This is a genomic window from Ruminococcus sp. AM31-15AC (assembly GCF_003462045.1).
GTDB classification, from domain to species: domain Bacteria; phylum Bacillota; class Clostridia; order Oscillospirales; family Ruminococcaceae; genus Hominimerdicola; species Hominimerdicola aceti.
Genome location: NZ_QTYG01000035.1, coordinates 16,549 through 28,761, shown reverse-complemented (window position 1 = coordinate 28,761; position 12,213 = coordinate 16,549). Strand labels below are relative to the sequence as shown.

At 43.0% G+C, this 12,213-nt stretch carries 10 protein-coding genes; 1 reads left to right on the top strand and 9 read right to left on the bottom strand.

The genetic code is table 11. The features are described from left to right. Positions 1-165 precede the first annotated feature (165 nt). The 4 genes from DW793_RS10215 to DW793_RS15965 are packed head-to-tail and all read right to left on the bottom strand — an operon-like array spanning position 166 to position 5,256. Complete coding sequence (locus DW793_RS10215; protein WP_118157965.1) at positions 166-858, bottom strand: hypothetical protein; 693 nt, start codon at positions 856-858, stop codon at positions 166-168. Beyond that, the gene (locus tag DW793_RS10210; protein WP_118157962.1) at positions 855-2,777 is read right to left on the bottom strand and encodes a class I SAM-dependent methyltransferase; all 1,923 of its coding nucleotides are present in this window, start codon (positions 2,775-2,777) and stop codon (positions 855-857) included. Before DW793_RS10210 ends, DW793_RS10215 begins: the two co-directional genes overlap by 4 nt. After that, complete coding sequence (locus tag DW793_RS10205) at positions 2,675-4,969, bottom strand: hypothetical protein (protein ID WP_147342189.1); 2,295 nt, start codon at positions 4,967-4,969, stop codon at positions 2,675-2,677. The genes DW793_RS10210 and DW793_RS10205 overlap by 103 nt, the downstream gene beginning before the upstream one ends. Further along, positions 4,897-5,256, bottom strand: a complete 360-nt coding sequence (locus tag DW793_RS15965; protein ID WP_118157958.1) for a TnpV protein — start codon at positions 5,254-5,256, stop codon at positions 4,897-4,899. The genes DW793_RS10205 and DW793_RS15965 overlap by 73 nt, the downstream gene beginning before the upstream one ends. Positions 5,257-6,072: 816 nt before the next feature. On the opposite strand from DW793_RS15965, the gene DW793_RS10190 reads away from it, so the two are divergent. Further along, positions 6,073-7,149, top strand: coding sequence for a hypothetical protein (locus tag DW793_RS10190; protein WP_118157955.1), 1,077 nt, complete (start codon positions 6,073-6,075; stop codon positions 7,147-7,149). 76 nt (positions 7,150-7,225) lie between these two features. Here DW793_RS10190 and DW793_RS10185 read toward each other — a convergent pair whose 3' ends face one another. The 5 genes from DW793_RS10185 to DW793_RS10165 are packed head-to-tail and all read right to left on the bottom strand — an operon-like array spanning position 7,226 to position 12,205. Next, positions 7,226-9,316: a DNA topoisomerase gene (locus DW793_RS10185; RefSeq protein WP_118157953.1), complete on the bottom strand. Its 2,091-nt coding sequence runs from the start codon at positions 9,314-9,316 to the stop codon at positions 7,226-7,228. A gap of 1 nt (position 9,317) precedes the next feature. Then, entirely contained in the window at positions 9,318-9,866 is a 549-nt protein-coding gene (locus DW793_RS10180; protein ID WP_118157951.1) for a hypothetical protein, read from the bottom strand. After that, entirely contained in the window at positions 9,863-10,210 is a 348-nt protein-coding gene (locus DW793_RS10175) for a hypothetical protein (RefSeq protein ID WP_118157949.1), read from the bottom strand. The genes DW793_RS10180 and DW793_RS10175 overlap by 4 nt, the downstream gene beginning before the upstream one ends. Then, a complete protein-coding gene (locus DW793_RS10170) occupies positions 10,210-10,485 on the bottom strand; it encodes a hypothetical protein (protein WP_118157947.1) in 276 nt (91 codons plus the stop codon). Before DW793_RS10170 ends, DW793_RS10175 begins: the two co-directional genes overlap by 1 nt. Position 10,486: 1 nt before the next feature. Continuing rightward, entirely contained in the window at positions 10,487-12,205 is a 1,719-nt protein-coding gene (locus tag DW793_RS10165) for a hypothetical protein (protein ID WP_118157945.1), read from the bottom strand. Positions 12,206-12,213 lie beyond the last annotated feature (8 nt).

Here is a 12,213-nt window from a genome sequence, read left to right as displayed (position 1 = left end):
CCCAGCGTCCCTTTGGGGATGCACAGCTCATCTGCTGCTGCCTTGGTGCCAATCTCCTTTGCGAGCTTTATTGCCTGCTTTTTAAACTCTTCATCATATTGTTTTCCTGTTCCCATTGATGACACACTCCTTTGTTTTTATTATACTTTGATTGTTTTGTATGTGTCAAGTTTTATTATACAGGATTACACCGATACGGACGGAAATTTCACTTGCTTCAAGGTTTTTCGGGATAACCTTTTCAAGAGCCGCAACATTCTTTTCAAAACCGCTGTCGATATGCTTTGCATATTCTCTTGCAATTTTCAGCTTTTCTCTGACATTGCCCGAAAGATATTCGGAAGCCTCCTCATATCCCGACAGCGGTTCATCTTCCTTTATTGCGGCGGGATTTCTGAAAATGTCATTGCCTAAATCAGCAATCAGCTTTTCAGGCTCACAGCCTACAAGCTGTGACATATATGCAATATCCACTCTGCCTGTGCGGTCAAGGGATACCTGCAATGCTTCCTGCGGTGTATCGACCTTTGTTACAGTAACTTCGGGCTGAATGGTACGCTTTGAGAAAATCTCCGCTTTTTCAACTGTCTTTTTCTCTGTGTCAACAATTTCAAGTGCCGCAAGGGTATTGAAATCATCGTCCTGTCTGAAACAGCGTTCATTTGCGCTGTCCGTTATATTTCCATAAGCCTTTCTGAACTTGTCATATACGGCATTAAGCTCTGTTTGGAGTGCTTTCAGTTCCTCATCGGAACAACCTGCCGCCTGCGCGTCGATTACTGCCATAGCCGCCTGACGTATTTTGTGCATACCCATCATTCTGTCAAGGGTCTTGCCCGTTTCGGCTACCTGCGTCATAATCTCGTTTTCACGAAAATACAATTTTCCGTCAACAACGGTATGTGTGAAATTTCGCACCGACGGGTCGGCAGGGATAATGTCGGCTTCATCACGCTGTTTTTCTTCGGCTCTGACAGTTTCAATGCTGCCTCGATTTTTGCAATAGCCGCCTTGAGCTGTTCCGAAAGCGGAATACTTTCATCGGCAACACAGGTTGTCACTCTGCTGTCATCGCCGTATTTTCCCTTCATTCGCTCGTCCCAAGCCATAGTACCAAGCACCATATCGGGATTATCCACGAAATATTGATTGCAAGGGATACCGTCCGCCGTTTCACTCATATGAACCCAATCGGGAACCTCAACTGTCATTGTTTCTCTTTTCTTTAAAAAGATAATATCCGTAGTGACCTCTGTTCCTGCGTTCTGCTTAAAAGCAGTATTCGGAAGTCTGACTGCTCCAAGCAAGTCACAGCGTTCAGCAAGGTATCGTCTTGCCTTTTCATTCAACTTGTCCATAGTGAACTTGCTTGTGACAAGTGCAACGACACCGCCAGGCTTTACCTTGTCCACAGACTTCGCGGCAAAGTAATCGTGTATCTTGAAACCCAGCTTATCGTAGGCTTTATCGCTGACACGGTAATCTCCGAAAGGAATATTACCCACAACAACATCAAAGCTGTTGTTATTGAAAGAGGTCTGCTCAAAGCCTTTAATCTGAATACGCTCCTTTGGATAGAGCTGCTGTGCGATTCTGCCCGAAATGCTGTCCAGTTCTACACCGTAAAGACGGGAATTGTCACGCATATTTTCAGGCATTTTAGAGAAGAAATTGCCTACGCCCATACTCGGTTCAAGAACATTACCGCCTTCAAAACCGAACTGCGAGAGCGCCTGATACACACCGTCGGTAACGACCGGAGGTGTGTAAAAACTTGTGAGTGTTGAAGCTCTCGCTGCCTTGTATTCTTCGGGTGTGAGAAGCTCACGGAGCTGTTTCTGCTCAGTTTCCCAGCCGTTTGGTGCGGCTTCACCTAAATTACCGCCTAAACTTTCGGCGGCTCTGTCTGTTGTAAATGCCTGCGGAATACCACCCCAGCCTACATACTTTGCCATAATCGACTGTTCTTCGGGAGTTGCGTAGCGATTCTCGGCTTCAATTTTCTGCAACACCTGTATTGCTTCAACATTCGCCTTGAACTTTGATTTTGCACCGCCAGTCACAACATCATTGACATTGAAATGGTAGGTGTACGGAACACCGCTTTTCGGCTCGTTTTTTATAGCAGTTATCTTTTCGGGATCATTTACTGTTGGAGTATCCGTCTGCTGTTCCTGCGTTGGATCTTTGACTTTCTGCACAGGTGCAGAAAAAGCCTCATTTTTAAGCTTTGCAAGCTCGGCAGGAACATCAAGCTCTGTATTTCTGTCTGCAATTTCAATAAATCTATCGTAATCGGAAATTTCGGTAAGAGCATAGGTTGAAGTCTGCAAGAGTGCGGCGGCAGCTTCGTCAAGCTCCATTGCCTCCTCCATTTCCCATTCACCACCGTCAACGGGAGTAAGGTCGGGAGCATAAATTGTGTACTCCACACCGCCCTCGGTCTGCTGAACCTCGATATATGTTTCATCACGGTTATCCATAAATACAGCACGTTCCTTTGCAGGCTCGTCTGTAATCTCTACGGGAATACCCTCTGCTTCCGCTTTTGCAATGATTTTTTCAAGGGGTGATTGCCTCGGTTCTTCGTCGGGAGAAACCCCGTATTCCTCAAGAACCTTTTTAGCCTGTTCAATCATCGCCCTGTCATAATCATCATCGGGAGTCTTATATTTCAAAGTCCGCTTTGCGTCCTTGATACGCTCATCAATATCCTTTTGTGTGACATATCGCCCCTCGCAATAAGCCTGTCGATACGCTGTGAAACCTCGTTCCATTTCAGGAACGTTTCACAATCGGGGGTTGACATTGAACCTTTCTTGTAGCTGATACCCTTTGCGTCGTGCCATTCGTTGAAACCTGACCGTCCCTGTCCGCCTGTGCCGTATTCGTTTTTCAGAAATGCAATCTTTTCTTTTTCGGTATGCTCCTCCTTGAAAAACTTTTCGATACGGAACTTGCCGTACTGCACACCGCTTCCGCCTGTCAGCAGCTTGTCCTTTTCGTCCTCTGTCACAAAGAATTTCGGCTCATAGTTGAAATCTGATTTTGTGATAAAATCACGCTTCGGAAGCTGTAAATCTTTCAGACGGGAAAGCAATCCTCTTGGCTTATGGAAATGGAAACGCAGAACGTTTCTATCCTGTTCGTACTGACGGATTAAATCTTCAAGTCCGTCAATATATTTCTGCAATTTTGCGGAATCGGTAAGGCTTGCCTTAATTCTTTCCGTGCTGTCGGGAAAACCGCCCTTGAACATTTCATCGGGAATGAAGTATTCTACCTCGCAGTCCTGATGAAGATACCACAGCTTGTCCGCAATATCCTTCATATCGTTATCTGCCGCACGGTCAATAACGTCCTGCGAACAGTATTCGCCGTTTTCAAGCATTTCACTGATACGCTCGGCGGCTTCACTCCATTCAAGGTGAGCATTTTTGCCTTCGGAAAATGCAGTATTGCTGATAGCAACTGTAATTCCCGTATTGTCCGTCCAGCTTGCCACAAGTGCGGAACTGCTGAAATCGGGAGGTGCGTACTTGTATCCTCTGCCATTCCCACCAAATTCCTTACAGAGAAATTCAGCTTTTTCGGCTACGCTCTTGCCCTTCTGGAACTGTGCTACAATTCTTTCAAGGCTTCTCGGCTCGGCACTTCCTCCACGCAGGACGTGATTTATCATATCCGTTGTGGGCGCAGTATGAGATACCGCAATATTTACAGGCTTTGCTCTTGTTTTCTTTTCTGTCTGCTCTATGGGAACAGGTTCTCCAAAAAATGTGAGCTGTTCTCCCTGTGTGTAAAAAGGTTCAGGTTCAGCAAAAACAGGCTCGGAAATTTCAAGTGCCTTTTCGGGAACAAACTCAAAGCCTGCCTTTGTAATAGTTTCCTGCCACTTGCTTTCGGGAGAATTATATATATTCTTCTCACCGCTGTCATTTACAAGAGAAATGGAATATGTAGTCGCTGATTTTACCGTCCACAGCTCTCCGTCAAGTTTAACGGTATCACCCTCCGCCAAATCATCGGCGTAATAGCCATTGACATCGTGAGTAACAGGAGAACGGAATATCTCAAACTGCTCCAAATCGTAGTTCTGAATATCCGTCAGCTTATGAGGTTTACCGCCGATTTCGATATATGGGGTATTCTCATCGGTTCGCTTTACGGGAACAACGGAGCTTTTTTCACCCAGCATAACCTCTGCAAATATCTGTCCGTCCTGTTCGGAAAAACTGCGGATATGCAGGTCATTGCTCGGCTTGACAGTCTCAACAGCAAACTTCGGCTTTTCATCAAGATATTTACCCTTGTCGATAAGGTCGGCGGTAAAGCACTGCACCAAATCCCAGCTTAACTTTGACTCCTTTGTACGGGAAAGATAACTGCCCTCCCAAACGGTAAGACCGTCAGCTTCTGCCTTGTAGCCTGCACGAACATCATTTACATCAAGCTCTGTATATTCTTCCATACGGAAAACTGATTTAATAAACTCACAGCGTTTATCGTAATCCTCGTTTTCCTTGAAGAACTCTGCAATTTCATCACGCTTGACCTTGAAAAACTGGTCATGCTTCAGAATACCGTTTATGATGTTTTCATCAAGAAGCGGCGGCAGCTCTGCTGTTTCCACAATCTCGTTATTTACGATAACGGGTTCTTCCTCTTTCACAGGTTCGGGAACATATTCACGGCTCTGCATTGCCGCTTTGATAATGTTTCTGATCTCCTCTGCCTGCGTATCGGAAAATCTGTCGGAATGAAATCTGTCAAAGAACTGCACAGGGTCAAATGATGTATCGGCATAGTCCATAAAAACTATACCCGCCGTTTCGTAGCTGTCAAGGCGGCGATTAAAGTCAGCGTGAAGAAATCTGTCGATGAGTTTTTGGACTACTACATTCTGAGTCTGAACACGATTTCCTTCATTATCCTGTGTTCTATCGTCAGCACTCTTGTTTTCTCCCAAGTCTGTATCTCGCTGAACGCTGTCGGACGGGGGTTCTGCTGTCTGTACTGTTCGTCCAGCTCCTGAAAGCGTTTCTCCGCTTCGCTGTCGATTTCCCTCGGAATTATGCTCCAGCGACCCTCCATCACGAATATCTGAACCTCTGTGGGATACTCCGTTTTCACCCACTCCTGCCACATTCTGCCCCACCTGCCTATCGGCTTTTTCAGAAGTGCTTGTTCTCTGGGGTTCTGTGTGTACTGGATTTCGGGAAGATACTGTCCTGTCGGACTTAATCTGTATGTCATTGCTTCGTTCTCTCCTTTGTTTAAGAATATTTACAATTTCTCGCTCCATTTCCAAGAGAGCGTCCTTTGCCGATTGATTTACGATATTGCAGAAGCGGATAAGGTCACGGCTGTCTTTAAACATATCTGCGGCATTAAGGTTTATACCGCCTGATATTTTCATATCGCTGTCAAGCTCACAGCGGTTTGCGATTACAAATCGTACCGCTGAAACAACCGACTGCTGATATGCCTTTGTATCTTTTTCAGACAGCTTCATCTGCCCTACCGCATACTGCATATCGGGCAGGCGGCTTTTGATATTGTCCACAGCAACAGCCGCAATAGTTTCCTGAATGTTCTTGCAATCCTTGCCGTATTTTTCATTGATAACAGCGGTAAGGTCGGCGGATAAATCCTCCGTCAGCTTCCAAAGCTCAGGAACACGCTTACCATTCGTCTGTGAAATATCGAAAAGGTGTTTGCATTTGCTGTCCTCTCCGAATACGGCAATACTGTGTTCGCCCTTGTTTACAAGCCTGCCCAGCTTGTTCCAAGTTTCAAGAGTTGCGACCTTTGTGGCATTGGGATTCTGCTGATATATGAGAACTGCGTCGGAAAAACTCTGCTTATACATCTTTGCGGAAAAACGCAGAAAATGTGCAAGCTCGTGTTTATCCCGAAGCAACTTTGTTGTTATGTCCGTCCAGTTTTCACGGACGGTTTGTAATCTGCTCAATAAAATTTCTCCTTTCAATTGGAATTTGTTGCTTTTTGACGAATATTGTGATATAATATACAAAAGTGTTATTACAACTCAATAAATTGGAGGATATTATGAAAAACAAGGACAACAATTCTAAGGGTAATCGTTCCAAGAACAACGATACTTATAAGTGGTACAAACTTTTCTTTAGCAAATACACATTTTGGGGCGTTATAGCTATACTTATTTCAATAATTGTATCAATCGTCACCCCTATCGAAGAATGTTGGCAAAAAATCGTATTCCCTATTATTAGTGCATTTTTACAAACGTTGGGGATAGCTTTTGTAATGGGATCAATATTTGATTTCTCTAAAAACTCAAAAGAATTTACAGAATTTATTTCAAATTTACTTTCTAATATTGTTGTATCCAAGGAATTCTTGAGCAAGTTAACCAAGGATGACAAAACAAACGCATTGTCATTAATTTTAAAACCAACAAATAACCAGTTAGAACAATATTCCAACATAAACGAATATTTTTTAAAGAAAATAGATGAATCCACCAAGATGTTTGTTACAAACTTCAAATCGCATTTATGCATAAATCTAATAGCAAAATACAATTCCGAGAATAAAGTAATAATAACTGGTACAATGCGATATAGAATATATAAAATTCAAGACAAATACGAACCGTTAACACTGACTTTTGATGACCAAAACGGAAAAATACTTAAACGTCGTATCATTTCCTCAGATAGAATATATGATATTGAAATTGACAACGAAGATGTTGGTAAACAAAAACAAACAAAAGGAGGTTTCATATATACAGAATATACTTTTGAAATTCCAAACGAATTAACCAAATACAAGTATTTAACTATTGAAAGCGAAATTGAGGAAATTGGATTTGACCACTGGACACTTTTTAACTGGACCTCCCTAACACCATATGACGGACTCTCGTTTACATTAATATGCCAAGATGATTTAACAGTTAAAAGAAAATCTCTTTTCGACAACAAAGAACAATATGTGTTTTCAGAATCTGATGACAAAAAGAAACTTGAAATTTGTTCTACTGATTGGCTTGACCCATATACTGGTTTTGCAATAGTAATTGCAAAACAGAACGGTCTTGAATTATGTGAAAATCCCCAAATTGAGTCGTTTGAACAATGTGATATCCAGCAATCATAGAATCTAATGAACAACTCATAGAAATATAATTAATGATATTCTGTACGGAAGCCTTTTCAGGCTTCCGCATTTTTATTTATGCACCACGCCTTTTCTTACCGCCCACAAACTCCTCCATCTTGAGGTTCACATACTTGCCCGTATCTTCCAGCGAGAACACCGCACTGTACTTATTCTCCTTTAATGAGGTGCAATTCTTCAGCGTAACCTTGCCATTTGAAAGCAGTTCCGCAATCTCGTCAGCCTTGTAGCTTCTTCCGATACGCTTATCCTGCTTATAAATGAAGAAACCGCATTTGTCACGCCATGCGGAGCAACTGAAGGCCTTACTGTTTTCGATAACAGGACTTCCACAGCGAGGACAATTACCCACGCTTACCTTTTGTGTAACCTTGACACGGTTGCCTCTGCCCTTTTCGTAAGCGATAATCTCGGAAACGCTGTTCTTGATTTCATCAAGCAGCATATCCGCATTGCCGTTCCCGCTTTCAATATCGGAAAGCACCTGTTCCCAATGTGCGGTCAGCTCTGCCGATTTTACATTATCGGGAACAGAAGCAGCAAATGCTCTGCCATAATCTGTTGAAACAAGCTGTTTCTTCTTACGCTCGATATACCCTGCGGCAATAAGTTCTTCAATGATTGAAGCTCTTGTTGCAGGTGTACCGAGTCCACGTTCCTTGACAAAGCCTTTCAGCTCCTTATCATCAACCAGACGGTCGATGTTTTCCATAACCGCAAGCAATGTACTTTCCGCAAAATGCTTCGGCGGCTTTGTTTCGCCCTGCTTTACCTCAATATTATCTGCGGTAAAGGTTGCGTTTTCGGAATAGAGTACCGAAAGCACCTTGTCTGCATGGTCATCAAGCTCGGTAGGCTCTGACAGCTTGTACTGCTTCCAACCCCATTCAATCGGAGTTTTAACCGTCAGCTTGAAAATCTCGTCCTCAACAAGAAATTCATACTTTGTTTCGGAGTAGATGTACGGCTTGTCAACGGCACAAAGGAAACGATTGATTACCAGCTTTACGATACGCTGTTCGTTATCGTCCAGCTTCTCATCGTCAAGCCTGCCGATGAGATTTGTAGGAATAATAGCATGGTGATCCAAAATCTTACTGTTGTCAATGATACGCTTATCAATCACAAGTCCCTGCTTCTGTAAACACTGAACACGCTCACCGTCATATCCCGAAAGGCACTTTACGATACTCTCAACAAGCGGTATCATATCGTCAGAAAGATAATTACTGTCGGTACGAGGATAGGTAAGGAGCTTCTTTTCATAAAGGCTCTGTGCCGACTTTAACGTATTGGCGGCTGTCATTCCGTACACATCGTTTGCCTCCTGCTGTAAGGAGGTCAGACTGTGAAGCAAGGGACGATTTTCCTTTTTCTGCTCCGTCTTTGAGGAAGATACAACGGCAGTCTTGCCACTGCATTTTGCTCTTACAACTTCCGCCTGCTCTGCGGTATCAAAAATATTTTCACATTCAGCACCGTTTTCAAGGACTACCTTGTAAAACGGTCTTTTTGTAAATGCCGCAATCGCTTCATCACGATTTGCCACAATATTAAGGACAGGGGTTTTAACTCTGCCAACCTTGTGGCTGTCATCATTCACAATGCTGTAAAGACGGGAAAGACTCATACCGAGTATCCAGTCAGCCTTTGCTCTTGTGAAGCCTGCCGCAAAAAGGTTGTCCTTTTCCTTACCATCAAGCAGGTTCTTCATACCCTGCTTGATACTTTCATCGGTAAGTGAAGAAATCCAAAGACGTTTTGTCGGCTTCTTACAGCCAAAGTAGTTGTATATGTAACGAAAAATACATTCGCCCTCACGTCCTGCGTCACAAGCATTTATAATCTCCGTCACATCATCACGACTGATGAGCTTTTTAAGCAGCTTAATCTGACCGCCGTAACCGTTAAGCGGAAACAGCTTGAACTCCTTGGGAATAAGGGGAAGCGTTTCAAGCTCCCAGCTTTCCCAGCCGTAATCTTCGGGCATTCCGATACCAAACAGATGTCCAAGAGCGTTGGTTACAATGTAGCCGTTGCCCTGCCAGTAGAATGTATCACCCTCAGATACCTTTTCCGTTGCTCCTATGCAGTAGGCAATGGAAGCGGATACCGAGGGCTTTTCTGAAATGATAAGTCTGAACATATTAAACTGCCTCCTTTTCTTTTTTAAGCAACACCTCTGCAGGAATAATCAAATTCTGTTTGAGAATATTCGAAACATCGGTCGTTATATCAAACATAAACTCCCACGCATCGAAATCCTCAAATAAATCCGTTTCAACTCTGTATGTATTCTTTACTCCATTGTTGATAACTTCAATTCTATAAACAAGTGATATTTCACGCTTGTCGAGGTCGTAATAAATATCGTATCCACGCTTAATTCTCTCGCCCGAATCGCAAATATAGTGTCCAATAATAAATGTATCAAGATATATGGCTCTTTCTATGAGAACACCATTTTCCTTAACGCTGTCGGGATAAATCTCATCGATGTAATTATCTCCCACATAAAAAATGTAGCGATAAACAGGTGTAATTCTGAACCACTTTTTAGGAATTTTCTCAAATGTGGAAAAAGCTGAGTCCACCAGCTTTTTTATGTCCTCAACGCTCTCATAAGGGGACTGCTCTATGCAGAATTTCAGCATAGCTTCTTTTAAATCATCTGCGATATTTACATATCTTATCATTCATCACTCTTCCTTTCCTCTGTATTTGAAACAACAGCGGCTCTTTCTACCGCTGTTTCCTCAATATTCTGTGTATCGGGTTCAGCTTCATCTTTTGAAAGAATGCCGCTAAAATCTCCTATTTTTACTGCTTCACGCAGAGCGTCAATATCATAACCGCCCTTATTGATTATCTCACAGAGAGAGGACATTTTTACTCTCTCCAGCTTTGCCATAAGCTCGTTTTCCTTGCTCTCAAAGGTTTTAAGCATATTCTTGTGATAATCAATCAGTCCCTTGGTTCTCTTGATATTCGCTCTGCATTTAGCAAGCTCTTTGGTGTATTTTGTTTCTCTGTCCAGCATTATTTCCGCCCCTTTCGTATTTTGGTGATTATATATGCCAGCGTGAGACCGCCAAGGATAACACCATCGGAAATGCTGAATCTAAAATCGAAATTCATATCCTGAGCCGAACCGCTTCCGATATTGCCTATGCCTGTTATAAGGCTGACGGCAATAATCACTCCGAAAACTATGAGAATGACAGTAAAAACCTTGTCATTCTTCGGCTTGCCCAACTGCTTGTCAGATTCCTTTTCAAACTCACGGTCTTTCATCTTCTTGAAAAAATCAAACATATCAACCACCACCCAACATTTTATTTATCTGTTCCAAGTACATATTGTACAGGTTCTTTTCTTCATCGCTGAAGTTATATGAAGCCAGCACTTCCTCCAAAGTGTGATTTGTAACCTCACCGTTGAGCCATTGATGTTCAACGTCACAATAGTAAGTTGTGGTCACAACCACATACTCATTCGGAGTGCCTTGGTTATACACCGTCCTTGTAACTTTCTTCTTACAGTTACCGCCGTTGCAATGAGCGTATGTGTAGTAATATTCAAAGGTAAAGAATTTATCAACAACCGCTTGAATTTCCTCGCCCGTGAAATTAAATTCAATTTCAGTAGTTTCTCCGCCCAGCTCACGGTATCGAAGAACGGCAAGAATAGCGATAATTTCATTGTGCTTGTCTACTATAATTTCATCGTTACCGTACTGATTAAGCTCGCTGATTTCAGAATAAGGCGGATAAGAAATTCTGTCGCAGACAAAACCATCAACAATTTCGTCAACTTCCTCCTGCCTTTCCTCAACGTACTCGACAATCGCAACCTTGTAGTCATTCAGCACTTCAATTTCGTCCTTTTTCTCTGTTTCAGGAGAACTTAACCACGAAAACAGACTTGACACCAAAGCCACGATAACCGAAACTAATCCGGTCAGAATAATTATTATAAGCAATAATGCTGCTATGACACCGAGAATTATAAGTCCCGTTTTTGATGTAAAAATCTTTTTAATAATCTCTGCCGTTTTCTTAGCTACTTTTGCAGTTCGTTCAGCGTTTTTCCTGATTCGCTTAACCTGAGCTTTAGTATCCTTCGGCATATTCTTCACAGCATAGCCAGCCTTAACGATTGTACGGGCAGTATTGAGAACGGCTTTTCGTGCATTGTCAACATAACGCAGTTCCGTAAGACCCTGCTTAATGGTTTCCGTTCCTGTATCGGTAATTTTCGACTTGTCAATCTGCGTTTTTAGAAGCTGTTGCCCTGTATCTCTTGCTATGTTCGCAACCCCGCTTCTGGCCGAAGTTACTATTCTTGAAATATCCTTCCTTGAACCCAGCTTCACGCCGTTTTTAACCATAGTCTTTATACTGCCGATACCGTTTGAAGTGCTTTTTACGGCTGTCCGCAGCATACCGCCCGTCTGTACAACTGTACTGCCTGCACTTTGAACGGTCTTGACCATTTCAATAGCTTCCGAACCCTCGCTGTCCGTTTCGGCTGTTGTGTATTTCTGATTTTCAAGTCCACGCTGTTTAATGCCGATAGCACGGGCTTTGACCTTTTTCCGCCACAGCTTATTCGCTTCAAGTATCTTTTCTTCAAGATTTTCCGAAACCTTGAAAACCTCCTTAACGCTGTCGGAATATGTAAGTCTTGAAGTGCGTATGTATTCTGTGCTTCTCTGCGTCTTTATATAGCTATTATCAACCGCCGTTTTACTAGACGGTGCGGAAACCTGTCCGCCCGTCTGTATAAGGCTCGGCTGTGAACTCATTTCCAGCTTTACAGAGGAACTGTGTGTAACCTCGTAAGCTACGGAACGATGTTCAGGTCGGCGGTAGTGCTGTGCTGTCAGCTCCAACTGCATTTCACGGAGTATCGCTTTCTTGTGGTCGGTTGAAACCACAGCGGATTGAAGCTGAACAGCGTAGTGATTCATAACCTTGTTCTGTGAAGGAATCACACCATCGGAACGATTGATAGCTGTCTTTAATTCCGTCATAACACCGC

Excerpts from the sequence above, each read along its gene's own strand:
- DW793_RS10180 (WP_118157951.1), bottom strand. The coding sequence starts at position 9,866 with ATGATAAGATATGTAAATATCGCAGATGATTTAAAAGAAGCTATGCTG.
- DW793_RS10170 (WP_118157947.1), bottom strand. The coding sequence starts at position 10,485 with ATGTTTGATTTTTTCAAGAAGATGAAAGACCGTGAGTTTGAAAAGGAA.
- DW793_RS10215 (WP_118157965.1), bottom strand. The coding sequence starts at position 858 with ATGACGCAGGTAGCCGAAACGGGCAAGACCCTTGACAGAATGATGGGT.
- DW793_RS10210 (WP_118157962.1), bottom strand. The coding sequence starts at position 2,777 with ATGGAACGAGGTTTCACAGCGTATCGACAGGCTTATTGCGAGGGGCGA.
- DW793_RS10185 (WP_118157953.1), bottom strand. The coding sequence starts at position 9,316 with ATGTTCAGACTTATCATTTCAGAAAAGCCCTCGGTATCCGCTTCCATT.
- DW793_RS10190 (WP_118157955.1), top strand. The coding sequence starts at position 6,073 with ATGAAAAACAAGGACAACAATTCTAAGGGTAATCGTTCCAAGAACAAC.
- DW793_RS10175 (WP_118157949.1), bottom strand. The coding sequence starts at position 10,210 with ATGCTGGACAGAGAAACAAAATACACCAAAGAGCTTGCTAAATGCAGA.
- DW793_RS15965 (WP_118157958.1), bottom strand. The coding sequence starts at position 5,256 with ATGACATACAGATTAAGTCCGACAGGACAGTATCTTCCCGAAATCCAG.
- DW793_RS10165 (WP_118157945.1), bottom strand. The coding sequence starts at position 12,205 with ATGACGGAATTAAAGACAGCTATCAATCGTTCCGATGGTGTGATTCCT.